The organism is Streptomyces sp. NPDC091281 (genome assembly GCF_044757425.1).
GTDB lineage: Bacteria > Actinomycetota > Actinomycetes > Streptomycetales > Streptomycetaceae > Streptomyces.
In genome coordinates this window covers 128064-154813 of the sequence record NZ_JBIVUY010000001.1, presented here as the reverse complement: position 1 = coordinate 154813, position 26750 = coordinate 128064, and the positions used below count along the sequence as shown (strand labels likewise).

The window sequence follows — 26750 nt, the reverse complement described above, 5'->3', positions numbered from 1 at the left end:
GCGATGATCGCGTCGACGGAGACGGGTCGTACGCCTGTGCGACGCGGGCGAGGGGAGTGACGGTGGACGACGAGGCCGCGCGGGACGACGGCTCCGGCTGGGAGGCCGTCGTGGACGTCGCGCGCGCACGGGCGCGGTCCCGGCAGGCACGCATGGTCGAACGCCACGGCCTCTCGGGCGACGTGCAGTACGACTGGTCGCTGGACGACGCCCGCATCACCTGGGCGCACGGCGGCACCGTCTTCCTCACCGGCCGCCTCACCCTCCTCGGCACCGTCGCCCTCGACCGGGAGACCTCGCTGTGGTCCTGGGCGAACCCGTCACTGCCGCCCGCCGTCCTCGGCGACGTCGACCGGGTCCGCCGGTACGGCGAGGAGCACGGCCACCCCGTCCTGCCCTGGCCGGGCTTCGACGCGCACCCCGCACACGTGGCCGCGGCACGGCTGGTCGCCGCCTCCGTGCTCGACGCCGAGGGGCTCTGGGCGGACACCGCGGACGGCGTACAGCTCCACTTCCTGCTGCACGACCTGACCCCCACCGGGGCGTAGACCCGAACCGGTTCCCGCAACCGGCTCCGGGTTCCCGCAACCGGCTCCCGGTTCCGGGAACCCCGGCGGCCCGCCGCCCGTCTGACCGGTGAGCTGTCGGACCGGCACCCCCGGTGCGGTGCCGGCCCCGCCCTCCGGGGCGGGATCACCGGCGCACCCCTCTCCGCCGCACCGCCGCCGACAGCGTGCCGCCATCGGCGCGCCCCCCTCCCTTGCGCCGATGGCGGCTCCGCCGCGGGTACCGTGCGCGTTCCGTCACCGCATCCCGGAACCCCGCAAGGAGCGCCCGTGCCCTCCCGACGTACCGTCCTCGCCGCCGGTGCCGGACTCACCGCGGCCCTCGCCGTCGCCGGGAGCGGCGGACCGGCCCACGCCGACGACCGCCGCCTGCGCGCGCTGATCTCCCGGATGACCCTGGAGGAGAAGGTCGGCCAGGTCTTCGTGACGCGGGTGTACGGCCACTCGGCGACCGCCCCCGATCCGGCCGACGCCGACACCAACGAGGCGGAACTCGGCGTCCGTACCGCCGCCGAGCTGATCGACCGCTACCGCGTCGGCGGGGTCATCTACTTCACGTGGGCGCACAACACCCGCGACCCGCTCCAGATCGCGGACCTCTCCAACGGCCTCCAGCGGGCCTCGCTGGGCCGCCCGCGCGGGCTGCCGCTGCTGATCTCCACCGACCAGGAGCACGGCATCGTCGCCCGCGTCGGCGCGCCCGCGACGCTCCTGCCCGGCGCGATGGCGGTCGGCGCGGGCGGCTCGCGCGCCGACGCCCGCACCCTGGGCCGGGTCGCGGGCCGCGAACTGCGGGCGATGGGCATCCGGCAGGACTACTCCCCCGTCGCCGACGTGAACGTCGACCCGGCCAACCCGGTGATCGGCGTACGGTCCTTCGGCGCCGACCCGGACGCGGTCGCCGCGCTGGCCGCCGCCGAGATCCGCGGCTACCAGGACGCCGGGATCGCCGTCGCCGCCAAGCACTTCCCCGGCCACGGCGACACCGCCGTCGACAGCCACACCGGCTTCCCCGTCATCACCCACAGCCGTGCGGAGTGGGAGCGGCTGGACGCGGTGCCGTTCCGGGCGGCGGTCGCGGCGGGCGCCGACTCCGTGATGACCGGCCACCTCCTCGTCCCGGCCCTGGACGACTCCGGCGACCCGGCGACCCTCTCCCGCCCGATCGTCACCGGCCTGCTCCGCGAACGCCTCGGCTACGACGGGGTGGTGGTCACCGACGCCCTCGACATGGCGGGCGTGCGCACGAAGTACGGCGACGACCGGGTGCCGGTGCTCGCGCTGAAGGCGGGCGTCGACCAGTTGCTCAACCCGCCGAAGCTGGACCTCGCGTGGAACGCGGTGCTGCGGGCCGTGCGGGACGGGGAGCTGACCGAGGCGCGGCTGGAGGAGTCGGTGCTGCGCATCCTGCGGCTGAAGGACCGGCTGGGGCTGTTCACCGAGCCGTACGTCCGCCGCGACCGGGTCGGGCGCACCGTCGGCACCCGGCGGCACCGGGCGATCGCCGACCGGCTCGCCGAGCGGACCACGACCCTGCTGGTCAACGCGCCGGAGCGGGAGGGCGCGGCTCGCCCGCTGCCGCTGTCGCCGCGCGAGCACCCCCGGCTGCTGGTGGTGGGCGCCGACCCGGTCTCCCCGACCGGCACCACCGGGCCGCCCACCGGCGTCCTGGCCGCCGCCCTCACCGCGCTCGGCTTCACGGCGACGGCCCTGTCCACCGGCACCGACCCGTCCGCCGCGACGGCCGACCGGGCGGTGGCGGCGGCCGGGGCGGCGGACGCGGTGGTCGTCCTCACGTACAACGTGACGGCCGGAAGCCCCCAACAGGCCCTGGTGGAACGGCTGTCGGCGACCGGCCGGCCGGTCGTCGCGGTCGCCGTCCGCAACCCCTACGACGTGGCCCATCTGCCGGGCGTACGCGCGTACTTGGCGGCCTACTCGTGGACCGACGTCGAACTGCGGGCCGCCGCGCGGGTGATGGCGGGGGCCGTACGCCCGCGCGGGAAGCTGCCGGTGCCGGTGGGACGGGCGGACGACCCGGAGCGGGTGCTGTACCCGGTCGGGCACGGACTGACGTACTGAAAGCCTCTCCGACCACGTACGGCACGACGGCCGGCCGGCGGGAAGCCGGTCGGCCGTCGTGCCGTACGCGCGCCGAGGCGCTACGGGCGCAGGGTGGGCTCCCGCTCCACGTCCCGGACGTCCAGCTTGGCGTCGAACTTCGCCAGCGGGCGGGCCGCCGACGCGTTCTCCTGGACGGCGGCCGGGGCGACGCCCGCCCACTTGAGGATGCGGGCGGTGGCCAGCGCCTTCTCGTCGGCGACCAGACCGGCCACGTTCGCGCCGTGGTTCATGCCGGGCGCGGTGAACACGTACGAGTCCTTCGCGCCCCTGCCGAGGCGGAACGGTTCGGCGCCCCACGGGTCGTTCTGCCCGTACACGAACAGCATGTGGCGGGCGTTGTGCTTCACCCAGCCGTCGACGTCCCGCATCGCGCCCCGGTCGAAGCGCATCGCGATGTCGCGGGGGACGAAGTTGCGCGGCGGCTGGTAGCCGTAGCGGACGTACTTCCGCTCGATGTACGGGAAGTGGATGGTGGGCGCGCCGAGCTGGGTGCCCGCCTGGTAGTAGTACGGCGTGTACGGCGACAGGCCCTGGTCGGTGTAGAACGAGAAGCCGGAGATGGTGTCGACCGAGGTCCAGATCTCGTCGTCGGTCGCGGTCTTCGCGTCGGCGGGGACGCTGTCGCAGTCGGAGAGCAGGCTGTACTGCCAGAAGCCCCACACGTAGTCGAGGACGACGGCCTCGTAGGCGCGGTCCAGGCTGCCGATGGTGGTGAAGGTGTAGCCGTTCTCGGCGGCGTACGCCTCGTACTTCTTCTCCAGCGGTTCCCGGCGCACCAGCGCCTCGCGCTGCACCGCGTTCAGCCGGTCGCGGCACTCCTTGGTGCCGACCTGGCGGAAGAAGCGGTCGTAGGCGGAGTCCTCGTCGTTGACGACGTCGTTGGGGGCGACGTACGCGACGACGCCGTCCATGTCGCGCGGGTAGAAGCGCTCGTAGTAGGTGGCGGTCATGCCGCCCTTCGAACCGCCCGTGGAGAGCCAGTTCTTGCCGTAGATCGGCTTGAGCGCGGTGAAGATGCGGTGCTGGTCGCTGGCGGCCTGCCAGATGTCCAGCTTGCTCCAGTCGGCGGGCTCGGGGCGGGACGGCGTGAAGTAGCGGTACTCCATGGAGACCTGGTTGCCGTCCACGATCTGCGTGGGTTCACGGCGGCCCGGACTGGTGGAGACGCTGTAGCCGCCGGTGTAGAAGACCGTCGGGCGGCTGACGTCCTTGTGCAGGACGGTGATCCGCTGCTGGAACGTGCCCTTTCCGGGGTGCCGGTGGTCGACCGGCTGGGTGAAGTTCAGGACGAAGAAGCGGTAGCCGGGGTACGGCTTCTCCTCCACCAGGCTGACGCCCGGGACGGAGAGCAGCCGGTCCTTGATGTCCGTGGCTCCCGGCTCGGCGGCGGTGGCCGCGCCCGCCGTGGTGGTCAGCGTGCCGATGAGCACGGTGAGGGCCAGCAGCCATCTGAGCGCCTTGCGCATGCGCGTGCGTCCTCCCTGTGAGACAGATGTGCGCGAAGCTATCCGAGCAACACCTGCGGCACCAGAGGAGATTGGCAAGTCAGCCGGTCCGCGCGGCGATCAGCACAGAATCCAGCCGGATGTGTAGGTGACGGTGCCCACCGACCCGGACACCCGTACGCAGCGGTGGCCCGCGTACACGGTCACCGGGAGCGTGGTGCGGGCGTGGCGGCGGGCCTTGCGGACCGGGTGGTGGCCGCGGGCCTGGACACCGACCGACAGGAGCCGCTTCGTGCCGGGGTGCTTCTGGACGGTGACCGCGCAGACCGAGCCGCCGCCCCGGTAGACCTGCACCTGCCCGTTGGCGAAGGCCAGGGTGCGCACCTTGCGGCCGGTGCAGGAGGCGGGCGCGGCCTGCGCGTCGGCGGGTGCGGCGAGCGCGAGCAGGACGGCGGTGACCAGGACGGCCGCCCCGGCCGCCAGCCGACGGCGGAGCGCGCCGACGCCCCCCGCGGCCACGCCCCCTCCGGCCATGCCCTCCGCCTCCTCGCGCGTTCGTCGTCCGTCCGGCCTCCGCCGATGGCCGTACTGATGTACGGACGCGCGGGACAGCCCGGATGGTTGCGCGCCCCACGCCCCGCGCCCCGCACGCCCCGCACCGGAGCAGGGGGTGGGCGGCCGGGCTCAGCGGGCCGCGCCCACCGGCTCCTCCGGCTCGGCGTCGTCCCCGACGAAGGTCCGCCACAGCCGGGCGTACCGTCCGTCGCGGGCGAGGAGGTCGGCGTGGGTGCCGTCCTCGGCGACCCGGCCGTGGTCCATGACGACGACGCGGTCGGCGCGCGCGGCGGTGGTGAGGCGGTGGGCGACGATGAGCGTGGTGCGCGGGGCGGCCCCGCCGCCGGAGGTGGCGCGGCGGCCGGTGAGCCGGTCGGTGGCCTGGTTGACCTGGGCCTCGGTGGCGAGGTCGAGGGCGGCGGTCGCCTCGTCGAGGAGGAGGACGTCGGGGTCGACCAGTTCGGCGCGGGCCAGCGCGATCAACTGCCGTTGCCCGGCGGACAGGTTGCGGCCGCGCTCGGCGACCTCGTGGAGGTAGCCGCCGTCGAGGGTGGCGATCATCTCGTGCGCGCCGACCGCCCGCGCGGCGGCCTCCACCTCGGCGTCCGGGGCGTCGGGGCGGCCGTAGGCGATGGCGTCGCGGACGGTGCCGGGGAAGAGGTACGCCTCCTGCGGGACGACGCCGAGCCGGTGCCGGTACGAGGTGAGGTCGAGGGCGCGCAGGTCGGTGCCGTCGACCAGCACCCGGCCCGCGGTGGGGTCGTAGAACCGGGCGACGAGCTTGACCAGGGTGGACTTGCCCGCGCCGGTCTCGCCGACGAAGGCGACGGTCTGCCCGGCGGGGATGCGCAACTCCACGGCCGACAGGGCCTCTTCGGCCTCGCCCTTGTCGCCGTAGGCGAAGTGGACGTCCTCGAAGGCGATCTCGCCGCGCAGCGCGTCCACCGCGCGGGGGCTGCCCGCGGAGCGGGTGGCGGCGGGTTCGCGCAGGAGTTCCTGGATGCGGCCGAGGGAGACGGTGGCCTGCTGGTAGCCGTCGAAGACCTGGGAGAGCTGCTGGACGGGGGCGAAGAACAGGTCGATGTAGAGGAGGTAGGCGACCAGCGCGCCCGTGGTGAGGGTGGCGGCCTCGATGCGTCCGGCGCCCGTGACGAGGACGGCCGCCGCGGCGGCGGAGGAGAGCAGCTGGACGAAGGGGAAGTAGATCGAGATCAGCCACTGGCCGCGGATGCGGGCGGCACGGTAGGCGGCGCTGTGCGCGGCGAACCGCTCCCGGCCGGCCTCCTCGCGGCCGAAGGCCTGCACGATGCGCAGCCCGGCCACCGACTCCTGGAGTTCGGCGTTGACCGTGGAGACCCGCTCGCGGGCCAGCTCGTACGCCTTCACGCTGGCGCGGCGGAAGAAGAACGTGGCGACGACCAGCGGCGGCAGGGTCGCGAAGACGACGAGGGCGAGCTGCACGTCCAGGACCAGCAGGGCGACCATGATGCCGAAGAAGGTGACGAGGGAGACGAACGCGGTGACCAGGCCGGTCTGGAGGAACGTCGACAGGGCGTCCACGTCCGTCGTCATCCGGGTCATGATGCGGCCGGTCAGCTCGCGCTCGTAGTAGTCGAGGCCGAGCCGCTGGAGCTGGGCGAAGATCTTCAACCGCAGGCTGTAGAGGACACGTTCGCCGGTGCGGCCGGTCATGCGGATCTCGGCGGTCTGCGCGGTCCACTGGACGAGGACGGCGAGCAGGGCGAGCAGCGAGGCCGCCCAGACCGCGCCGAGCGCGGCGGCGGAGACGCCCTCGTCGATGCCGTGCCGGATCATCACCGGCAGCAGCAGGCCCATGCCCGCGTCCATGGCGACCAGGCCGAGGCTGATCAGCAGCGGGGTGCGGAAGCCGCGCAGCAGCCGGCGCAGGCCGTAGGAGTCCTCGGCGGTGACCGCGCGGGCCTCGTCGACCTCGGGCAGGTCGGTGGCCGGGGGCAGCGCCGCGACGCGGGCCAGCAGGTCGGGGGTGGCGGGGGTCCCGGCGAACGCGGCGTCCTTCGGCACCCGGTCCCCGGCCCACAGCCGGGGGGTGACCCCGCGCTCGGCGTCGAACTCGGCGTCCAGCTCGTCCCGTACGGTCGTGTCCTCGCGGGGGACGGCGGGCGGGGTGTGGCCCGGGGAGACGCCGCCGAGTTCGTCGGGGTCGGTCAGCAGACGGCGGTAGAGCGGACATCGCTCCTGGAGTTCCTCGTGCGTGCCCAGGTCGGCGAGACGGCCGCCGTCGAGGACGGCGATGCGGTCGGCGAGGTTCAGGGTGGAGCGGCGGTGCGCGATGAGGAGGGTGGTGCGGCCCGCCATGACCTGCTGGAGCGCCTCGTGGATCTCGTGCTCGACGCGCGCGTCGACGGCGGAGGTGGCGTCGTCGAGGACGAGCAGGCGCGGGTCGGTGAGGATCGCGCGGGCCAGGGCGACGCGCTGGCGCTGGCCGCCGGAGAGGGTGAGGCCCTGCTCGCCGACGGTGGTGGCGTAGCCCTCGGGGAGGTCGCTGATGAAGCCGTGGGCCTGGGCGGCGCGGGCGGCGGCCTCGATCTCGGCGTCGGTGGCGTCGGGGCGGCCGTAGGCGATGTTGGCGCGGACGGTGTCGGAGAAGAGGAAGGAGTCCTCGGGGACGAGGCCGATCGCGGCACGCAGCGAGCCGAGGGTGAGTTCGCGGACGTCGTGGCCGCCGACCAGGACCGCGCCGCGCGCGACGTCGTAGAAGCGGGGCAGCAGCAGGGAGACGGTGGACTTGCCGGAGCCGGAGGCGCCGACGACGGCGAGGGTCTCCCCGGCGCGGATCTCGAAGCTGAGCCCGTCGAGGACGGGGCGGTCGGGGTCGTAGCCGAAGGTGACGCCGTCGAACTCGACGGTCGCGGGGGCGTCGGCGGGGAGGTCCTTGGTGCCGTCCTCGACGGCGGGCTCGGTGTCGATCAGCTCCAGGACGCGTTCGGTGCCCGCGCGGGCCTGCTGGGCGACGGTGAGGACCATCGCGAGCATCCGGACCGGGCCGACCAGCGCGGCGAGGTAGGTGGAGAAGGCGACGAAGGTGCCGAGGGTGATGTGCCCGCGCACGGCGAGCCAGCCGCCGAGGGCGAGCATGGCGACCTGGCCGAGGGCGGGCACGGCCTGGAGCGCGGGGGTGTAGCGCGCGTTGAGCCGTACGGTGCGCAGGCGGCCCGCGTAGAGGCGGCGGCCGACCTCGCGCAGCTTGCCGGTCTCCTGCTCCTCCTGCCCGAAGCCCTTCACCACGCGGACGCCGCTGACGGCGCCGTCGACGACGCCCGCGACGGCGGCGGCCTGCGCCTGCGCGTACCAGGTCGCGGGGTGCAGCCGGGTCCGGCTGCGGCGGGCGATCCACCACAGGGCGGGGGCGACGGCGAGCGCGACGAGGGTGAGCGGCGGGGAGAGCCAGGCCATGATCGCGAGGGAGATCAGGAACAGCAGGACGTTCCCGATGGTCATCGGGAGCATGAACAGCAGGCTCTGGATGAGCTGGAGGTCGCTGGTGGCGCGGCCGACGACCTGGCCGGTGGAGAGTTCGTCCTGGCGGCGGCCGTCGAGGCGGGTGATCGTCGCGAACATCTCGGTCCGCAGGTCGTGCTGGACGTCGAGGGCGAGCCGTCCGCCGTAGTAGCGGCGGACGTACGTCATCGCGTAGACGACGAGCGCCGCGCCGATCAGGGCGCCCGCCCAGGGGGCCATGGCGCGGCTGCGGTCGCCGATGACGTCGTCGATGATGACCTTGGTGATGAGCGGCACCAGGGCCATGACGGCCATGCCGCCCAGGGACGAGCCGAGGGCGAGCACGACGTCCGTGCGGTGGCGCCAGGCGTAGCCCGCGAGTCTCCGTGCCCATCCCCGTTGCGCTGCCACGCGGGTGCCTCCTGCTGGTCCTGGTGCTGGTCCCGATGCGTCCGGAAGCCGTCCTGATCTTCCAGTGGGGCCAACGCCCGGGTAACCGGATTTCATCCCTCCGCAACAATCGGGGGGAGGTGCGGGGGCGCGGGGGGCGTGCGGGGGCGGGGGCGGGCGCGGGGCGGATCAGACGCGGACGCGCAGGAACAGGAACCGGGTGGTCTGGACGGCGTTCTGGTTGTCGTCGCTGACCAGGAGCACGCGCAGCCACCCCCGGTCACGGCCGGTGACGGCGGCGCCGGGGCGGGCCGGGTGGGCGCCGGGGCGGGCCGGGAGGACGGTCATGCCCTCGATGTTGTCGAGGAGCGGGTTCGGCTGGGGCTGCCGCGCGGTGGCGCCCAGGTCGGGGCAGTCGACGAGGTCGGCGAGGAGCGTCTTGCGGACCGTCCGCACACCGTCCTGCCCGGTCAGGTACGGCACGGCGCGGGTGTCGGTGGCGTGGCGCGGGTCGGCCAGGTAGAGGCGGACGGTGTTGCCGGCCCCGGCGGTGAAGCCGCGCTCCAGGACCAGCAGACGGCCGTCGGGGAGGGCCTGCACCTCGGGGACGCCGAGGCCGGGGTCGGTGCGGTAGGCGTACTGGGCGGCGAGCGCGAAGGAGCCGCCGCGGGTGCGCCGCCAGGTCTGGAAGCGGACCGTACCGGCGCTGTCCCCGGCGAGGGCGTACTCCATGGAGGCGAGCAGGGTCCGGCCGCCGGGGAGCAGCGTCAGTCCCTCGAAGGTGCCGTTGGCGACGGCCCGCCCGGCGGGGGCGACGCGCAGGGCGTCGGGGACGGGCAGCCGGTCGAGGATCGCGCCGGAGCGGCTGTGGCGGCGGATCGCCGGTTCCGTCTCGGAGCTGACCAGGCGGGTGCCGTCGCGGTCGACGACCAGCCCCTCGGAGTCGAGGGCGGCGCCGTTCTCGTCGGCGAGCGCCGCGACGCCGGTCGGGGCGAGCGTGCGGGGGTCGAGGCGGAAGAGGGCGGAGCGGTCGGAGACGGCGGCGAGGGAGCCGTCGCGGTCGACGGCGAGGCCGGAGAGGTTCCCGACGAAGGTGCCCTCGTACGTCGTCTTGTCGAGGGCGTCGGAGAAGCGGTCGAGCCGGACGGCGGGCGAACAGGCGTGCTGTCGCGGGGTGTCGGCAGATCCGGCGACGGGTCCGGCCTCGGCGGGTCCGGGTCCGGCGGAGGCGGGGCCGGCGGCCATGGCGGTGGCCGCCGCCACGGTGGCGGTGAGGGACGCGAGTACGGTTCGCAGGCGCATGGCGGTCACCGTAGGACGGGCGGGTGACGCGGGGTGGGACATGCCGTGAAGGATGTCCCCGGGGTGCGCGGGCGGGGGTGTGCGAGCCGTACCGGGCGTGCGGGGCGCGGCGGGCGGACCGGGTGGTCCGGTGGGGCCGCGGCCGGTCAGGAGCCGGGCCGGTCAGGAGGCGGCGAGGTCCCGGTGGATGACCTTGGCGACGCCCTGGATGGTGGTGATGCCGTAGTTCATCGTGGTGTTGCCGTGGGTCAGGAAGGTCATCTGGTAGTCGTGGCCGCCGCCCTTGAAGGTGCCGACGCTGTGCACGCGCCAGCCGTGGGTGGCCCGCGACAGCCAGCCGTTCTTCACGTGCCACGAGACACCGGACGGCCTGCCGTACGGGGTGCCCCAGCGCTGGGAGGAGACGACCTGGCCCATCAGCTTGGTGGCGTAGGCGCGGGAGGCGTCGGTGAGGACGGTGTTCTTCGCGGCGATCAGCTTGAGCAGCTTCTGCTCGTCGGTCACGGTGATCTGGGTGAGGCCCCAGTAGCCGTTCGCGCCGGGCTTGGTCTGCGTCATCTTCGCGGCCGTGAGGAAGTTCTTGATCTTCGTGGTGCCGAGCTGCTTCCACAGGGTGGAGGTGGAGGCGTTGTCGGACTTGGTGATCATCGCGGTCGCGAGGGTCTTCTCGCGGGCGGTCAGCGCGCGGCCCTGCTTCTGCGTGTCCCGCAGCAGCGCGGCGAGGACGGTGACCTTGACGACGCTGGCCGAGTCGAAGGCGGTGGAGGCGCGCAGGGTGCAGGTGGTGTTGGTGGTGCGGTCGTGGAGGCCGACGGCGACCGTGCCCTTGCGGTTGGCCAGGGCGGCGGTGATGTCCTTCTTCAGCTTCGCGGCGAGCCCGGCCTTGGCCGAGGTGCAGCTGACGGCGGGCGGAGCGGCGACGGCCGGGGTGGCGGCCACGCCCGTGAGGAGGACGCCGGCGCCGAGGGTGGCGGCGAGCACGCCTCTTCTGCGTATCCCGATACGGTGAGTCATGCGAGGTTGACTCGCATGGACGGGCGATGGTTGCACACCTGTTCGTAGGTTCACATGTGCGGGTCGGGCCCCTGCCGGGCCGGGGCACTGAGGCCGGTCGGGGGCGGGTAGAGACGGTGCATGGCGACCCAGGCACACCCCTCACGGACCGGACATTTCTCCGCGGGTCGGGCCTGCGCCGCCCTGTGGGCGCTGGGGCGGCTCGGCACGGGTGAGGGGCAGGCTCCGGAGGGGTCGGGGTTCCGCGGCAAGAAGGTGCCGGTCCGCCTGCTGCGCGAGGGGCTGTCAGGGGCGGGCTGGCACCTCGTCCGGGCGCGGGCGCGCGGCGCGGAGCGCGGGAAGGCGGCGGCCGAGATCTTCCGCGCGCTGCCGGACCTGCTGCCGCCGAAGCTGCCCGGCAGCACGATGGAGCCGGGCGAGGAGGACGCGTTCGTGGCCGGATACGAGCAGCAACTCGCGACCTACCGGGACAAGTTCGGCGCCCTGCTCGGCTGAAAGCCCCCAGGGCCCGGACGGTCGGGCCGACTCGTACCGTTCCCTCCCGACTTGCCGTTTCCCGTCACCGAATCTCCATGTCGGATTCATCGACACGGCCGCATGTGCATGTCACTCTCCCGATTGCCGCCTCCTGTCAACCCGCGTAGATCGGACACCCCACATGCAGTCGTCCTCACGCGTCCGCCGATGGAAGCCGGTGGCCCTGGCCACCGCCGCCGTCCTCGCCGGCCTCGCCACCCCCGCGCTCACCGCGTCCCCCGCCGCGGCGACCACGACGGCCTACGACGCGACGTACTACAAGAACGCGATCGGGAAGTCGGGCACGAACCTGAAGTCGGCCCTCCACACGATCATCAAGCCGCAGACCAAGCTGTCGTACGCGGCGCTCTGGGAGGCCCTGAAGGTCACCGACCAGGACCCCAACAACAGCAGCAACGTCAAGCTGCTCTACTCCGGCATCTCCCGCAGCAAGTCGCTCAACGGCGGCAACAGCGGCAACTGGAACCGCGAGCACGTGTGGGCGCAGTCCCACGGCGACTTCGGCACCTCGGCCGGTCCCGGGACCGACCTCCACCACCTGCGCCCCGAGGACGTCACGGTCAACGCGGTGCGCGGCAACAAGGACTTCGACAACGGCGGCAGCAGCTTCACCAACTCCGGCGGCAGCCTCACCGACTCCAACTCCTTCGAGCCCCGCGACGCCGTCAAGGGCGACGTGGCCCGCATGATCCTCTACATGGCGGTCCGCTACGAGGGCGACGACGGCTGGCCGAACCTGGAGCCCAACGACGCCGTCACCAACGGCAGCGGCAACCCCTACCACGGCCGCCTCTCGGTCCTGAAGCAGTGGAACGACGAGGACCCGCCGGACGCCTTCGAGGAGCGCCGCAACCAGGTCATCTACGACACCTACCAGCACAACCGCAACCCGTTCATCGACCACCCGGAGTGGGTCGAGGCGATCTGGTAGCCCCGGCACACCCCCACGGCGGCCGCATCCCGGACGGGCTCCGGGGTGCGGCGGTCGTCACGCGTCGAACCCGTACTCCAGCACGTAGGCGGCGGAGTCGAGCACCATCGCGTTGACCTCGACGGCGACACCGTCCGCGTCGTAGGCGGTCCGCGCGACCAGCACGACGGGCACCCCGGCCGGCAGCCCGAGCGCGTCGGCCTCCTCCCGGCTCGGCATCCGCGACCGCACCTCCTCCCGGAACCGCACGGGCCCGCGCCCCAGTTCGGCGAGCCGCGCGTAGACCCCACCGGGCCCGGTGTCGACCCGGGCGATCGCCGTACCGGCGACCAGCGCGGCCGGGAAGTACGAGGTGGCGATCAGCACCGGCTTCCCGTCCAGCGTGTACCGACGCCGACGCACCAGAACGGCCTCCCCGTCCCCGACCCCCAGCACGGCACCCACCCCACCGGGCGCGCCCTCCTCCCCCACCACGACAGAGTCGACCCCCACCTCCCGCCCACCGGCGTCGCCCTCCCAGACGGACCGGCCTGCGGCCCAGCCGTCACGGGCGAGGCGTTCGACGCCGAGGCGGCGGATGAACCCGTCGGCAGGCTCCGCGGTGTGCTCCTCGGCGGGCGGCGGGGCCTCGGGCCGGTGTGGCGGATGGTGGGTGCTCATCCCGGCCGCCTCTCCTCGGATGGGGTCCGGAGACGCCCCCGGGCGGGCGTGCCTCGGTCCGGGCCGCCCGCGGTCAGAGCTACCCCAGATGCGTCGCCGCGAACATCCGCAGGACCGCCGGGAGGACGACCACCGACGGGCCGGGGGTGGTGAGGGCCTGGTGGAGGTCCTGCTCCAGGGTTTCGGGGGTGGTGGGGGTGGCGGGGACGCCGAAGGACTCGGCGAGGGCCGCGTAGTCGGGGCGGGTGAGTTCGGTGGCGGTGGGGGTGCCGAAGGCGTCGGTCATGTACTCGCGGAGGATGCCGTAGCCGCCGTCGTCGATGATCAGCCAGGTGACGTCCAGGTCGTACTGGCGGGCGGTGGCGAGTTCGGCGATGGAGTAGAGGGCGCCGCCGTCGCCGGAGACGGCGAGGACCGGGTGGGTGGGGTCGGCGACGGCCGCGCCGAGGGCCGCGGGGAAGCCGTAGCCGAGGCCGCCCGAACCCTGCGCGGAGTGCATGCGGTTGGGGCCCTGGGGGTCGAAGGCCGACCACGCCCAGTAGGAGAGGATCGTCATGTCCCAGAAGGAGGACGACGCCCTGGGGAGGGCCCGGCGGATCGCGGCGAGCAGGTCCTGTTCGAGGGTCAACTGCTGGGCGTCGATGCGGGACTTGACCTTGGCCAGGACGTCCGCGACGCGGGCGGGGGCCGTGTCGTCGGGGCGTTCGGGGACCGTCTCCAGGAGGGCCTGGAGGGCGAGGCGGGCGTCGGCGTGGATGCCGAGGGCGGGGTGGTTGGACTCCAGCTTGCCGAGGTCCGCCTCGATCTGGATCACCCGGCCGCGCGGGGCGAACGTGTGGTAGTTCGAGGAGAGTTCGCCGAGGCCCGAGCCGACGACGAGCAGGACGTCCGCGTCCTCCAGGAAGTCCGTGCTGTGCCGGTCCTCCAGCCAGGACTGGAGGGAGAGCGGGTGGGTCCAGGGGAACGCGCCCTTGCCGCCGAAGGTCGTGATGACGGGCGCGTTCAGCCGCTCCGCCAGCGCCCGCAGCTTGCCGGAGGCGTCCGCGCGGACCACTCCGCCGCCCGCGATGACCGCCGGACGCGCGGCACGGGCCAGCAGGTCGGCGGCGACCGCGGTGAGTTCGGGCCGGGGCGGCAGCTCCTCGGGGGCCGCGTCGACGGCGGTGACGACCGGGAGGGCGGTCTCGGCGAGTAGGACGTCCTGCGGGATCTCCACCCACACCGGCCCGTGCGGGGCCGTCAGCGCCGACGTCCACGCCGCCGCCAGCGCGGAGGGGATCTGCGACTGCGCGCGGACGGTGTGCACCGACTTCACGACGCCCCGGAACGAGGCGGCCTGGTCGGGGAGTTCGTGGAGGTAGCCGTGGCGCCCGCCGCCCAGCCCCTTGGTGGGGATCTGGCTGCTGATCGCCAGCACCGGCGCCGAGGCCGCCGCCGCCTCCTGGAGCGCGGCCAGCGAGGTGAGCGCGCCCGGCCCGGTGGACAGCAGCAGCGGCGCCGCCTCCCCGGTGATCCGGCCGTACGCGTCCGCCGCGAACCCGGCGTTGTTCTCGACGCGCAGACCGACGTAGCGCAGGTCGGAGCGGCGCAGCGCGTCGAACATGCCGAGCGCGTGCTGACCGGGCAGGCCGAAGACGGTCGTGGCGCCGAGCCCGGCCAGCGTCTCCACGACCAGGTCTCCGCCGTTGCGTCCGGCGGGCGGGTTCAGTGCGGCGGAGATCTGGGCCTCCGTCGGGCGGAGCACCAGGTCGTGGTCGTGGGTCACTGCGCGCGGGCCTCGGCAATCTGACGGGACATGATCGTGGTGAGTTCGTACGCCGTGTGCGACGCGGCGACGGAGGTGATCTCGGCGTGATCGTACGCGGGGGCCACCTCGACGACGTCCGCCGAGACCAGGTGGCAGGAGGCCAGGCCGCGCAGGATCTCCAGGAGTTCGCGGGAGGTCATGCCGCCCGCCTCGGGGGTGCCGGTGCCGGGCGCGTGCGCCGGGTCGAGGCAGTCGATGTCGATGGAGATGTACAGCGGCCGGTCGCCGATGCGCTGGCGGAGCTGGTCGGCGACCTCGTCGGCGCCCCGCCGGTAGACGTCGGCGGAGGTGACGATGCCGAAGCCCATCTTCTCGTCGTCGGTGAGGTCCTGCTTGCCGTAGAGCGGGCCGCGGGTGCCGACGTGGGAGAGGGCGGAGGTGTCGAGGACGCCCTCCTCCACGGCCCGCCGGAAGGGGGTGCCGTGGGTGTACTCGGCGCCGAAGTAGGTGTCCCAGGTGTCGAGGTGGGCGTCGAAGTGGAGCAGCGCGACGGGTCCGTGCTTCTTCGCCACCGACCGCAGCAGCGGCAGCGCGATGGTGTGGTCGCCGCCGAGCGTCATGAGGCGGGCGCCGGTGCCGAGCAGGTCGTCGGCGGCGGCCTCGATCGTGTCGACGGCCTCGTTGATGTTGAACGGGTTCACGGCGATGTCGCCGCCGTCCGCGACCTGGGCGAGGGCGAACGGGGAGGCGTCCTGCGCCGGGTTGTAGGGGCGCAGCAGCCGGGACGCCTCACGGATGGCGTTGCCGCCGAAGCGGGCGCCGGGCCGGTAGGAGACCCCGGAGTCGAACGGCACGCCCACGACGGCGACGTCGGCGCGGCCGACCTCGTCCAGCCGGGGCAGCCGGGCGAAGGTCGCGGGTCCGGCGTACCGGGGGACGCGCGAGGAGTCGACCGGCCCGCGGGGCGTCTCGTTGCTGCTCATGCACTGCCTTCTTTCCTACGCTTCACGGCTTTCGCACCGCTCTGCACCACTGAGGACGACTCTACTGGGGAGCCGGCACCGGTTCGGACACGAGTTCGGGGTCCCGGCCCGCGAGGCGTTCGCGCCAGGCGGCGAGGACGGCGGCGTCGGTGGGCGGGGTGGCCAGGGAGACGGCCACGTACGCGGCGAGGGAGGCGAGCAGGCCGTAGTAGACGGGCTCGTTGGCGAGGATGCCGTACGCCGCCATCAACGCGACGACGGTGAGGCCGCCGACCGCGACCGCGGCGAGCGCGCCCTGCGCGGTGCCGCGCCGCCAGAGCAGCCCGCCGAGGATCGGCACCAGCAGGCCGCCGACGAGGAGGTTGTAGGCGACGGTGAGCGCCTCGACCACGTCGTTGAGGGCGATCGCGACGACGATCACGGCGAGGCCCATGACGAGGATGAACACACGGTTGCCGCGGACCTCGTCCCGCTCGTGCGCCCCGTCCGCCGCGTCCGTCCCGTCCGCGCCGGAGGCGGTCCGCGCGCCCCGCAGCCGTGACCAGATGTCGTTGTTGGCGACGGTCGCGCAGGCGATCAGCGCGCCGGACGACGTCGACATGACGGCGGCGAGCGCGGCGGCCAGCACCAGCCCGCGCACGCCCATCGGCAGCTCGTCCTTGACGATGGTCGCGAAGGCGTCGTCGGCGGAGGACAGGTCGGGGTAGAGCACCTTGGCGGCGGTGCCGATGACGGCCCCGGCGAGCGCGTAGACCAGGCAGTAGGTGCCCGCGACGGTGCCGCCCCACTTCGCCGTGCGGTCGCTGCGCGCGGTGAACACCCGCTGCCAGATGTCCTGCCCGATGAGCATGCCGAAGGTGTAGATCAGCACGTACGTGAAGATCGTCTCGCCGCCGATGCCCAGCGGGTCGAAGTACCCGGTCGGCAGCTGCGCCTTCATCTCGGCGAAGCCGCCCGCCTTGACGACGGCGATCGGCAGCAGCAGGAGCAGCACGCCGACGGTCTTCACCACGAACTGCACCATGTCGGTGAGGGTGATCGACCACATGCCGCCGAGCGTCGAGTAGGCGACCACGATCGAGCCGCCCAGCACGATGGCGAGGGTGCGCGGGATGTCGAAGAGGACGTCGAAGATGGTGGCGTAGGCGATGGTCGAGGTGACGGCGAGCATCAGCGTGTACGCCCACATCACGAGCCCGGAGATCACCCCGGCCCGGCCGCCGTAGCGCAGGTCGAGCATCTCGGAGACGGTGTAGACCTTCAGCCGGGCGATGCGGGCCGAGAAGAACACCGACAGGGCGAGCAGGCCGAGGCCGATGGTGAAGACCATCCAGGCGCCGGAGAGGCCGTACTGGTAGCCGAGGCCGACCCCGCCGATGGTGGACGCGCCGCCGAGCACGATCGCGGCCATGGTGCCGGAGTACAGGGCGGGCCCGAGGCGGCGGCCCGCGACCAGGAACTCGCTCTTGGAGCGGGCCCGGCGCATGCCCCACCAGCCCATGGCGAGCATGCCGGCGAGATAGGCGGCGATCACGAGGTAGTCGACGGCCATGGGGGCTCCTTGGGGCTGGGTCGGTGGCGTGTCGTGCAGAGGGTCGGAGGCGTGCGCACCGGTCGCTCGCGCCACGGGGACATCCGCCCGTACCCGTGGCCGCCGGTGCCCGCCACGGAAGTGGCCGGTTTCTGGCTTGGCTGGTCCCCGACCCTAGGTGGCCGGGAGGCGGCTGCGAAGTGTACGTTTCATCCACTTCAGCCGTCCGGGACGGAAGGAATGCACACCGTGCACGATCCCGCCGAGGTCAGCGCCCCGCCCGCGCCCTCCCCTCCCGCCCCGTCGGCCGCGCCTCCCGCCGCACCGGCGCCCCCCACGCCCCCGGTCCCCCTCGCCGCGCTGCTGGCCCGCGACGATCTCGCGCTGCGCCAGATCGCCGGCCCGCGCGACGCGGCGCTCGCACTGCACGGCGCGCACACCTCGGAGATGGCCGACCCCTACCCGTACCTGCTCGGCGGCGAGCTGCTCCTCTCGGCGGGCGTGCACCTCCCCGAGGCCGCCGACGACGACCCGGCCGGGCAGGCGGCGCGGGCCGCGCACCTCGACGCGTACGTCGGCCGGATCGTCGCCGCCGGGGGCGCCGCGCTCGGCTTCGGCCTGGCGCCCGTCCACGACACGGTGCCGCCCGCCCTGGTCGCGGCCTGCGACGCGCACCGGCTGCCGCTGCTGGAGGTCCCGCCGCGCACCACGTTCGCGGCGGTGGCCCGCGCTGTGTGGCAGCTCATGGCGCAGGCCCGCCACGCGGAGCTGCGCCGGGTCACCGAGGCGCAGCAGAGCCTCGCCGTCGCGGCCTCCCGCCCCGACCCGGTGCCGTCGGTGCTGCGCCAGCTCGCCCGCCGCATCGGCGGCCGGGCGGTGCTGTACGGCCCCGAGGGCGCCCCGGTCGCCGAGGCGGGCCGCCGCCCCGCGCAGCCGGTGGACGAGCCGCTGGCCGCGCTGGCCCGCGTCCTCACCGGCCGCGGCTCGGCCACCGCCACCGACAGCACCCCGCACGGCACCCACCTCGCCGCGTACGGCCTCGGCGCGGGCCGGGGCTACGTCCTCGGGGTCGCCGCCCCGCGCCGCGAACCCGGCGACCACACCATCGCCTCCGTCGCCGCCGTCCTGCTCTCCCTGCTCACCGGCGAACACCAGAGCGGCACCGAGGCGGCCCGCTCCTCCGCGCTGGTGCGCGTGCTGCTCGGGGCGGCCCCGGAGTCGGTGGCCCCGCTGCTGGGCGGGCGGCGCTGGCACGTGGTGCACGGCAGACCCGAGGGGCCGGGCGGCGCGCCCGGCGCCGGGGGCCCGGCCGGGGAGGCGCCCGCGCCGGACGCGGTGGCCGCCTCCGCGCTGGGCGCGGCCCTCGGCTCCCCGCTGGTCGACCTGGGCGAGGACGTCGTCCGCGTCCTGGTCCCCGGCGACCGGGAGCCCGTCGCGCTGCCCGGCTGGACGCTGGGCGTCGGCGCGGCGGCGGGCCCCGCCGACTGGGCCGCCGCCGACCTGCGGGCGGGCCGCGCCCTGGCCCGCGCCCGCGCCACCCGGGTCCCGCTGGTCCGGCACGGCGACCGCCCCGCGCTGACCGACCTGGTCCCGCCCGGGGAGGCGGAGGCGCACGCCCGGACCCTGCTGGCCCCGCTCGGCGAGTCCGCCGCCCTCGCCGACACCCTGCGCACCTGGCTGTCCCTGCACGGCAGCTGGGACCGTACGGCGGTGGCGCTGGACGTGCACCGCAACACCGTGCGTCAGCGCGTCGCCCGCTGCGCCGCCCTGCTGGGGACGGACCTGGACGACCCGGACGTACGGATGGAGCTGTGGTTCGCGCTGCGCCGACGGTGAGGCGACCGTGAGGTGAGCCCCGGTGGGCGAGGGCGGGCGGAGGCGGGCGGTTCTGTGCACCGGAGGGCATCGGCGCAGGTGGGCGGGAGTGACGCGCGTCCCAGCGCGCGGGACACCGGGTCGCGGGCGGCGCGGCTCCCCCACAATGGACACCATGCCGATATCCGGGACCCCCAGCCGCGCCGAGCTGATCGAGCACCTGGTGCAGACCCGCATCGCGGGTGACGTCGCCACGCCGCGCGAGAACAACCTCTCCCACTACCGCCAACTGGCCAACGGCGTCCGCAACTTCTGGCTCGGGCTGGAGCTGGGCGACCGCTGGAGCGACGAGCAGGACGTGCTCGCGGTGATGGCCGAGCGGGTCGGCGTCAACGACGACCCCGAGTACCGGTACGGGCAGGACACCATCGACCCGCAGCTCACCGTGGACGGCCTCGACCGGCTGGCCGCGCGGCTGCGGAAGGCGGCGGAGGACCGGCAGCGGGTGCTGTTCGCCACCGGGCACCCCGGCGGCCTCCTCGACGTGCACCGCGCGACGGCGGCGGCGCTGCGCGCGCGGGGCTGCGAGATCGTCGTCATCCCCGAGGGCCTCCAGACCGACGAGGGCTACGTCATGCAGTTCGCGGACGTCGCCGTCCTGGAGCACGGGGCGACGCTCTGGCACACCCACTCCGGCGAGCCGATGAAGGCGATCCTCACCGGCCTGGAGCGCGAGGGCCGCCCCCTGCCCGACCTCGTCGTCGCCGACCACGGCTGGGCGGGCTACGCCGGGCAGCACGGCGTCGACTCCGTCGGCTACGCCGACTGCAACGACCCCGGCCTCTTCATCGCCGAGGCCGAGGGCACCGTCCAGGTCACGGTCCCCCTCGACGACCACGTCGTCAGCCCGCGCCACTACGACCCGATGACGGCGTACCTGCTGAACGCGGCGGGGATCGACTGAGCGGACCCGCGTCCGGGCCGGGCGGGTCCCGCCACAGGTGACCCCGCCGGAGGCCGGGGGGCCGGGGTCCGCTCAGGAGGGACCCAGCAGGCTCTCCACCTCGGCCGCGAAGAAGAGGTCCGGGTCGAAGCCCATCCCGGTGAAGTGGCCCGCCAGCTCCAGGGAGAGGACGCCGTGGAGGCGGGTCCAGAAGGACAGGGCGCGGTGCAGGGCGGCGGGCGGGGCGGGGTGCTCGGCGGCCCACACGCGGTGATCGGCGAGGTGGGCGTCGAAGCGGGCGCCGACCCCGGCGTCGACCCCGGCGGCCTCAGAAGCCTGCGGCTCTCCCGGCTCATCGGGGTCATCGGCGGACCCGGCCGCCCCTCCCTGCCCGGCGGCTCCTGCCGAGCCCGTCGCCGTGAACCCGTCCAGCAGCACCGTCATGATCTCCGACGCGATCCCGGTGATCTCGCCGGGCGCGTGGTAGCCGGGGACGGGGGTGCCGTAGACGAGGAAGTAGCGGTGCGGGTCGGCCAGGGCCCAGGCGCGCAGGGCGGCGGCGAGGGCGCGGACGTCCGGGGGGCCCGGGGTTCCGGCGGCGGTGACGGTGTCGGCGAGGCTGCGGTACGCGTCGCGGACCAGCTCGGTGATCAGGTCGTCGCGGCCCGAGAAGTAGCGGTAGAGGGCGGGCCCGCTCATCCCCATCTGCTTGGCGATCGCGTTGAGCGACAGCACCGAGGCGCCCGCGTCGGCGACCTGCTCCCAGGCCCGCTCCTTGATCTCGGCGCGCACCTGCGCCCGGTAGCGCTCGCGCGGCGTCCCCGCGCCGTCCCGCCCGCGCGGGGTGCCCGCCCGGTCCCGTGCGCCGTCCTTGGCCGCCATGCGCCGCCGCCTCTCCTCGCCCCCGGAAGCGGCTAGAGCCGCAAGAATTAGTTAGAGGGTATCACCGTTTCGGAGTCACCCTCGCGGGCGTGATGAGCGTTACCCGCGGACCACCCTGGACTCAGCCACCTACCCGCCGGTACGGTAGGGGTGAGCAAGCGCTTAGACAGGTCAGGGCCGCGCTTGGGCAGCCGAGGTTCATGGAGGTGGCGGCGTGCGCCGTACGGTGTTCAACGAGGATCACGAGGCGTTCCGGGAGACTCTGCGCGCCTTCATCGAGGCCGAGGTCGTACCGGTGTACGACGAGTGGTTCGCGGCCGGACAGGCTCCGCGCGAGTTCTACCACCAGCTCGGTGAGCTGGGCATCTTCGGCATCAACGTGCCCGAGGAGTTCGGCGGCGCGGGCGAGGACAGCCACAAGTTCGAGGCCGTCCTGTACGAGGAGACCGCCCGCGCGGGCGTCCAGTTCGGCGGCTCCGGCGTCCACGTGCTGCTCGCCCTGCCGTACATCAAGATGCTCGCCACCGACGAGCAGAAGAAGCGCTACCTCCCGAAGTTCGTCACCGGCGAGGAGATGTGGGCCATCGCGATGACGGAGCCGGGCACCGGTTCCGACCTCGCGGGCATGAAGACCACCGCCAAGCTCTCCGAGGACGGCACGCACTACGTCCTCAACGGCGCCAAGACCTTCATCACCGGCGGTGTCCACGCCGACAAGGTCATCGTGTGCGCCCGCACCTCCCCGCCGTCCGCCGAGGACCGCCGCTTCGGCATCTCCCTCTTCGCGGTCGACACCAAGTCCGAGGGCTACTCCGTCGGCCGCAAGCTCGACAAGCTCGGCCTGAAGACCTCCGACACCGCCGAACTCGCCTTCGTGGACGTCAAGGTGCCCGCCGAGGACCTTCTCGGCGAGGAGAACAAGGGCTTCTCCTACCTCGGACACAACCTGGCCTCCGAGCGCTGGGGCATCGCCTTCGGCGCCTACGCGCAGGCCAAGGCCGCCGTCCGCTTCGCCAAGCAGTACGTGCAGGACCGCGTCGTCTTCGGCAAGCCGGTCGCCCACTTCCAGAACACCAAGTTCGAACTGGCCGCCTGCCAGGCCGAGGTGGACGCCGCCGAGGCCGTCGCCGACCGCGCCACCGAGGCGCTGGACGCCGGTGAGCTGACCCCCGCCGAGGCCGCCTCCGCCAAGCTGTTCTGCACCGAGGTCGCCCACCGCGTCATCGACCGCTGCCTCCAACTGCACGGCGGCTACGGCTACATGAACGAGTACCCGATCGCCCGCCTGTACGCCGACAACCGCGTCAACCGCATCTACGGCGGCACCAGCGAGATCATGAAGTCGATCATCGCCAAGGACATGGGGCTGTAGCCCCCCGCACCCACCAGGGGCACGGCAGGCACGACACCCACTCCCCCATGAGCGAGGCACTTCAGGACCTCCTCGATCTGCTCGACCTGGAGCGGATCGAGGAGGACATCTTCCGCGGCCGGTCCCGGGCCACCGTCGTCCCGCGCGTCTTCGGCGGCCAGGTCGCCGCCCAGGCGCTGGTCGCCGCGGGCCGCACGGTCCCCGCCGACCGGCCCGCCCACTCGCTGCACGCGTACTTCCTGCGCACCGGCGACCCGGACGCGCCCATCGTCTACAACGTCGAACGCATCCGCGACGGCCGCTCCTTCACCACCCGCCGGGTCGTCGCCGTCCAGCACGGCCGCCCGGTCTTCGCCCTCTCCGCGTCCTTCCAGACGTACGAGGACGGCCTCGACCACCAGGCCCCCGCACCGCCCGCGCCCGACCCGGTCACGCTGCCCACCTCCGAGGAGCGGCTGCGCGGCTACGACCACCTCGACCCGGCCGTCGTCGCCCGCGTCCTCCAGGCCCGCGAGGCGATCGACCTGCGCTACGTCGACGACCCGCCGTACGGCGTGTTCGGGGCGCCCCGCGAGCCGTCCAGCCAGGTCTGGTTCCGCGCCCGCGGCAAACTCGCCGACGACCCGCTGCTGCACGTCGTGCTCGCCACGTACGTCTCCGACATGACCCTCCTGGACTCGATCCTCCTCGCGCACGGCCGCGGCGGCTGGGCGGTCGGCGACGTCGTCGGCGCCTCCCTCGACCACGCGATGTGGTTCCACCGCCCGTTCCGCGCCGACGAGTGGCTGCTGTACGACCAGGAGTCGCCGTCCGCGTCCGGCGGGCGCGGCCTCGGGCAGGCCCGCATCTACACCCAGGACGGGCGGCTCGCCGTCTCGGTCATCCAGGAAGGTGTGGTCCGCGTCCCTCGGGAAGACTGAGGGAATGTCCACAGCGGAACACCACGACGGCAGCGGCGACAGCGCGGGCGACGGCGACGCGGCGGAGGCGGCCCTGGAGACGGGCGCCCTGCTGAAGCCGCCCGAGGACGCCACGCCGGACACCCCGGACGCGGGCGGCGGCGAGAGCACCTTCACGGTGATCGTCGCGGCCGCCGCCAACCTCGGCATCGCCCTCGCGAAAGCGGTCGCGGGCGTCATCAGCGGCTCCAGCGCGATGCTGTCGGAGGCCGCGCACTCGGTCGCGGACACCGTCACCGAGGTCCTGCTGCTCACCGCCCTCAAACGCAGCGAGAAACCCGCCGACGAGGACCACCCCCTCGGCTACGGCCCCGAACGCTACATCTGGGCCCTCCTCGCCGCGGTGGCCACCTTCGTCGGAGGCGCCGTCTTCTCCCTCTACGACGGCATCCACACCCTGCTCGCGGGCGAGGACCTGGGCGACCCCCTCCTCTCCTACATCGTCCTCGCGGTCGCCTTCCTCCTGGAGGGCTACTCGCTGCGCACCGGCCTGCGCCAGGCACGCGGCGAGGCGGTCGCGCTCGGCGTACCGCTGCGCCGCTACCTCCGCCACACCCCCGACACCGCCGTGAAGGCGGTCGTGCTGGAGGACTCCGCCGCCCTCGCCGGACTCCTCCTCGCCGCGGGCGGCCTCCTCGGCGGCCAGCTCACCGGCTCCGGCGTCTGGGACGGCATCGCCTCCCTCTGCATCGGCGCCCTCCTCCTGTACGTCGCCTGGGTCCTCGGCCGCTCCAACGTCGAACTCCTCGTCGGCCGCCCCCTGCCCGAGCCGATGCGGGCCCGCATCCGCGAGGAACTCCTCGCCTCCGACCACATCGAGGCCGTCCTCGAACTCACCACCCTCGTCCAGGGCCCCCGCGAGGCCCTCGTCGCCGCCAAGATCGACCTCCGCGACGGCTCCACGGCCACCGAGATCGAATGGGCCTGCGAGGCCGCGGAAACCCGCCTCCGCACCGCGATCCCCGGCATCAGCAGGGTGTACCTGGACCCGACACCGGGGCGGGGTGGGGGGGCTCGGGGGTGTAGGGGGTAGGGGGGCGGCCGATTCGCGGGTCTCTCCCGACCGGTTCAGGCACCGGTCGTGAAGTGGCCCGCTCCGGCCAGAGGGTCCGCCTCGTACAGCCGCGCTCCGGCGCCGAGGATGATCGCTCGGGCCAAGTGGCGCCGCAGCGGCGGATGTTCGGTGATCTGGCGGAGGGACGGCACCACCACATGCCGGATGCCGTCCCTACCGAGTCGACGGATCAGACGGTCCGGGGAGAGCCCCGGCCCCTCCTCGTAGAGGATGCCGACGATGCGCAGGGCGTGCCGGTCGGCGCAATGCCGCAGTAAGCGGTCGATGTGCAGGAGTTCCCGCTCCCCTGCGTCAGGGCGCAGACGGACGTACCCGTATGCCTTCGGTGCGTGAGTCATGAGTGACCTGTTCGTCGTCGAGGCGTACGGCTCTTCACTGGAGGTGGCGCAGTCCGTCCAGGACGCGTTGCAGGAGGGCGGTGCCGGCCAGTTCGTGGACGGTGGCGTGCTCCGGCGGGCGATGCGGCAGGAGGGACGCCTCCGTCCGGGCGGAGAGACCCACCTCGCGCGGGAGCGGGATCTGCGCCCAGACCACCTTCCCGCCGACAGCGGGCCGGAAGACGCCCCACGTACGGCAGACGCTCTCCACCAGCAGAAGCCCCCGCCCGCCCTCGGCGTCGAGGGCGGCGGCGCACGGCTCGGGCAGACCGGCCGCGCCGTCCCAGACCTCGACGAAGAGGTCCGCACGGACCAACCTGAGCTGTAACCCGATGACCTGCCGCCCCGTGATCTCCCAGTCCCTGGGCACACGGTCGCCGAACCCCACCGCCGTAACGGCGTTGCTCACCAGCTCCGACGCCACCAGCAGCGCGTCATCGGCGCGGTCCTCCACCTGCCAGCGGGCGAGCCGCTCCCGCACGAACGCCCGTCCGCAGGCGGCGGCGGTGGGCGCGGCGACGAGGGTGATGGTTCCCACGTACGGCGTCTCGGGGAACGGCAGGGCAGTCACCGGACACCCGCCGAGGACACGGCGAGTTCCTGGGGCCGAGACCGGGAGACGACGGCCCCGCTTCTGCCGAAGAGGGCCGATCGGACTGCCGAAACACGCATTTCTGAGGCTCCGTCTGCTCCCGGTAACCCACACAGACAGCCGTGCATCAATGGACTCAAGTCGATCCCGCCTCCTACGGAGGGCTGCTCCCGTCGGCTGGTCACCAGCCTCCGGCCGACCGAGCAGCCGCTTCACGAACCAGCGCGCAGAGAAGCAGACGGAGCCTGCCGGTGGCCGGGAGGCGATCGGGGCTGTTCACCCGAAGGCGTACAGCCCCGACAGCTCGTCTTCGCAGGTTGGCTCGCGAGATGCGCCGATTGCGTAGCGAAGCGGGGCTGACCAGGGAAGACGTCACGGCGCGCACGAGCGTGAACGAGGCCACGCTGTATCGCCTGGAGACGGCCAAGGGGCGGCCGCAGCGCCGGACCCTGATGGCACTCCTGGAAACGTACGGCGTGGGTGACACGAAGCGCGAAGCGATCTTGGCGCTATCCACGCAGGCGGGTGAGCAGGGTTGGCTGCGGCCGTATCACGCGGATCTGCCCGACGAGTACGTTGGATACATCAGCTTCGAGGCAGAGGCTCGCAGTGTCCGCAACTACGAGTCGTCGTTCATCCCCGGTCTCCTCCAGACGGAGGACTACGCCCGAGCCGTGATCCGGGGCGTTCTGCCGACAGTTACCACCAAGGAGGTGGACCAGCGGGTACAGGCGCGGATCGAACGGCAAGTTGTCCTCGCCAAGACCGACCCGCTCGAACTGTGGGCGATCGTGGACGAGGCCGCGCTCAGACGGACGGTCGGCGGCACAAAGGTCTTGGTCGAGCAGTTGACCCACCTGCTCAAAGTCGCTGCGGAGCCGCACGTGATGCTTCAGGTCATCCCGTTCGGCGCAGGAGCACACCCGGGCATGCCCGGCAGCTTCGTGCGGATGGACTTTCCCGACTCGGAAGACCCTCCGCTCGTCTACATCGACAGCATGGCCGGTGATCTCTTCCTTGAAGCGGACGAGGACATTCGGCGTTACAACCAGATCTTCGATCACCTGCGCGCCTCGGCCTTGAGCCCCGACGACTCGGCGGGACTGATCGCCGCACTGGTTCGAGAGATCACATGACAGGAGGCCAAGGATGGAATACATAGACCTCAGCCGCGCCACGTGGCGCAGGAGCAGCTACAGCAGTGGCAACGGGCAGTGCGTGGAAGTCGCCTTCGCTCACGGCACAGTGGCAGTGCGCGACAGCAAGAACACGAGCGGCCCGTCCCTGGCCGTGCCTTCCTCGGCGTTCGACGCCCTCGTGCAGGGCATCTCAGACGGAGCGTTCGACACGGCGTAGAGCTTGATCCGGGGGCGTGGCCCCAGAAGAGCGCTCGGCCAGGGGACAACTGGTCGGGCGCTTCGGCACATTGCTGTCCAGGTAGGCGGTCCCTGCGCGCCTGAGGGAAAAGGG

Annotated in this window: 23 protein-coding genes; 11 read left to right on the top strand and 12 right to left on the bottom strand. The window is 73.4% G+C overall.

What is annotated here, in order from left to right; genetic code table 11:
• Positions 1-62: 62 nt before the first annotated feature.
• Together ACIQPQ_RS00760 and ACIQPQ_RS00755 are read left to right on the top strand one after the other, a co-directional pair.
• Positions 63-548, top strand: coding sequence for a DUF6882 domain-containing protein (locus tag ACIQPQ_RS00760; protein ID WP_401297950.1), 486 nt, complete (start codon positions 63-65; stop codon positions 546-548).
• A gap of 288 nt (positions 549-836) precedes the next feature.
• Positions 837-2648 carry a glycoside hydrolase family 3 N-terminal domain-containing protein gene (locus ACIQPQ_RS00755; protein WP_401297947.1) on the top strand — a complete coding sequence of 604 codons (1812 nt, stop codon included), beginning with the start codon at positions 837-839 and terminating at the stop codon, positions 2646-2648.
• 80 nt (positions 2649-2728) lie between these two features.
• Here ACIQPQ_RS00755 and ACIQPQ_RS00750 read toward each other — a convergent pair whose 3' ends face one another.
• The 5 genes from ACIQPQ_RS00750 to ACIQPQ_RS00730 form a co-directional block, all read right to left on the bottom strand.
• On the bottom strand, positions 2729-4156 hold the full coding sequence (locus tag ACIQPQ_RS00750) for an aminopeptidase (RefSeq protein WP_401297944.1): 1428 nt from the start codon (positions 4154-4156) through the stop codon (positions 2729-2731).
• A gap of 99 nt (positions 4157-4255) precedes the next feature.
• Complete coding sequence (locus tag ACIQPQ_RS00745) at positions 4256-4669, bottom strand: hypothetical protein (RefSeq protein ID WP_401297942.1); 414 nt, start codon at positions 4667-4669, stop codon at positions 4256-4258.
• Between the two features lie 150 nt (positions 4670-4819).
• Positions 4820-8581: an ABC transporter ATP-binding protein gene (locus ACIQPQ_RS00740; RefSeq protein ID WP_401297940.1), complete on the bottom strand. Its 3762-nt coding sequence runs from the start codon at positions 8579-8581 to the stop codon at positions 4820-4822.
• Positions 8582-8749: 168 nt separating this feature from the next.
• On the bottom strand, positions 8750-9862 hold the full coding sequence (locus ACIQPQ_RS00735; RefSeq protein WP_401297937.1) for an esterase-like activity of phytase family protein: 1113 nt from the start codon (positions 9860-9862) through the stop codon (positions 8750-8752).
• Between the two features lie 162 nt (positions 9863-10024).
• Positions 10025-10876, bottom strand: a complete 852-nt coding sequence (locus tag ACIQPQ_RS00730) for a serine hydrolase (protein WP_401297935.1) — start codon at positions 10874-10876, stop codon at positions 10025-10027.
• A 120-nt stretch (positions 10877-10996) separates the two neighbouring features.
• Between ACIQPQ_RS00730 and ACIQPQ_RS00725 the strand changes: the two genes are divergently transcribed.
• Entirely contained in the window at positions 10997-11371 is a 375-nt protein-coding gene (locus ACIQPQ_RS00725) for a hypothetical protein (protein ID WP_401297932.1), read from the top strand.
• 163 nt (positions 11372-11534) lie between these two features.
• Entirely contained in the window at positions 11535-12344 is an 810-nt protein-coding gene (locus ACIQPQ_RS00720; protein ID WP_401297929.1) for an endonuclease I family protein, read from the top strand.
• A gap of 57 nt (positions 12345-12401) precedes the next feature.
• On the opposite strand, the gene ACIQPQ_RS00715 is transcribed toward ACIQPQ_RS00720, so the two are convergent.
• The 4 genes from ACIQPQ_RS00715 to ACIQPQ_RS00700 all read right to left on the bottom strand — a co-directional run bounded on the left by ACIQPQ_RS00715 (position 12402) and on the right by ACIQPQ_RS00700 (position 17286).
• Entirely contained in the window at positions 12402-13004 is a 603-nt protein-coding gene (locus ACIQPQ_RS00715; protein ID WP_401297926.1) for a UTRA domain-containing protein, read from the bottom strand.
• Between the two features lie 79 nt (positions 13005-13083).
• On the bottom strand, positions 13084-14769 hold the full coding sequence (locus ACIQPQ_RS00710; RefSeq protein WP_401297923.1) for a thiamine pyrophosphate-binding protein: 1686 nt from the start codon (positions 14767-14769) through the stop codon (positions 13084-13086).
• Positions 14766-15734, bottom strand: a complete 969-nt coding sequence (gene speB / locus ACIQPQ_RS00705) for an agmatinase (RefSeq protein ID WP_401297920.1) — start codon at positions 15732-15734, stop codon at positions 14766-14768. Before speB ends, ACIQPQ_RS00710 begins: the two co-directional genes overlap by 4 nt.
• 61 nt (positions 15735-15795) lie before the next feature.
• Positions 15796-17286: a sodium:solute symporter gene (locus ACIQPQ_RS00700; protein WP_401297917.1), complete on the bottom strand. Its 1491-nt coding sequence runs from the start codon at positions 17284-17286 to the stop codon at positions 15796-15798.
• Between the two features lie 219 nt (positions 17287-17505).
• Here ACIQPQ_RS00700 and ACIQPQ_RS00695 point away from each other — a divergent pair, with 219 nt between their 5' ends.
• Together ACIQPQ_RS00695 and ACIQPQ_RS00690 are read left to right on the top strand one after the other, a co-directional pair.
• On the top strand, positions 17506-19101 hold the full coding sequence (locus tag ACIQPQ_RS00695) for a helix-turn-helix domain-containing protein (RefSeq protein WP_401297914.1): 1596 nt from the start codon (positions 17506-17508) through the stop codon (positions 19099-19101).
• 154 nt (positions 19102-19255) lie between these two features.
• Positions 19256-20044 (top strand): phosphatase, encoded by a 789-nt coding sequence (locus ACIQPQ_RS00690; protein WP_401297911.1) that lies wholly within the window; start codon positions 19256-19258, stop codon positions 20042-20044.
• A 72-nt stretch (positions 20045-20116) separates the two neighbouring features.
• Here ACIQPQ_RS00690 and ACIQPQ_RS00685 read toward each other — a convergent pair whose 3' ends face one another.
• On the bottom strand, positions 20117-20905 hold the full coding sequence (locus tag ACIQPQ_RS00685) for a TetR/AcrR family transcriptional regulator (RefSeq protein ID WP_401297908.1): 789 nt from the start codon (positions 20903-20905) through the stop codon (positions 20117-20119).
• Positions 20906-21119: 214 nt separating this feature from the next.
• Between ACIQPQ_RS00685 and ACIQPQ_RS00680 the strand changes: the two genes are divergently transcribed.
• Genes ACIQPQ_RS00680 through ACIQPQ_RS00670 form a run of 3 tightly spaced genes read left to right on the top strand, consistent with a single transcriptional unit; the run spans position 21120 to position 24269 of the window.
• Positions 21120-22277, top strand: a complete 1158-nt coding sequence (locus ACIQPQ_RS00680; protein WP_401297905.1) for an acyl-CoA dehydrogenase family protein — start codon at positions 21120-21122, stop codon at positions 22275-22277.
• A 47-nt stretch (positions 22278-22324) separates the two neighbouring features.
• Entirely contained in the window at positions 22325-23197 is an 873-nt protein-coding gene (locus ACIQPQ_RS00675) for an acyl-CoA thioesterase (RefSeq protein WP_401297903.1), read from the top strand.
• A 4-nt stretch (positions 23198-23201) separates the two neighbouring features.
• A complete protein-coding gene (locus ACIQPQ_RS00670) occupies positions 23202-24269 on the top strand; it encodes a cation diffusion facilitator family transporter (RefSeq protein ID WP_401297900.1) in 1068 nt (355 codons plus the stop codon).
• A 35-nt stretch (positions 24270-24304) separates the two neighbouring features.
• On the opposite strand, the gene ACIQPQ_RS00665 is transcribed toward ACIQPQ_RS00670, so the two are convergent.
• Positions 24305-24649, bottom strand: a complete 345-nt coding sequence (locus ACIQPQ_RS00665) for a hypothetical protein (RefSeq protein WP_401297898.1) — start codon at positions 24647-24649, stop codon at positions 24305-24307.
• A 34-nt stretch (positions 24650-24683) separates the two neighbouring features.
• A complete protein-coding gene (locus tag ACIQPQ_RS00660) occupies positions 24684-25259 on the bottom strand; it encodes an ATP-binding protein (protein ID WP_401297896.1) in 576 nt (191 codons plus the stop codon).
• Positions 25260-25531: 272 nt separating this feature from the next.
• Here ACIQPQ_RS00660 and ACIQPQ_RS00655 point away from each other — a divergent pair, with 272 nt between their 5' ends.
• Positions 25532-26416 carry a helix-turn-helix domain-containing protein gene (locus ACIQPQ_RS00655; protein WP_401297893.1) on the top strand — a complete coding sequence of 295 codons (885 nt, stop codon included), beginning with the start codon at positions 25532-25534 and terminating at the stop codon, positions 26414-26416.
• 13 nt (positions 26417-26429) lie between these two features.
• The gene (locus ACIQPQ_RS00650; RefSeq protein WP_401297891.1) at positions 26430-26636 is read left to right on the top strand and encodes a DUF397 domain-containing protein; all 207 of its coding nucleotides are present in this window, start codon (positions 26430-26432) and stop codon (positions 26634-26636) included.
• Positions 26637-26750 lie beyond the last annotated feature (114 nt).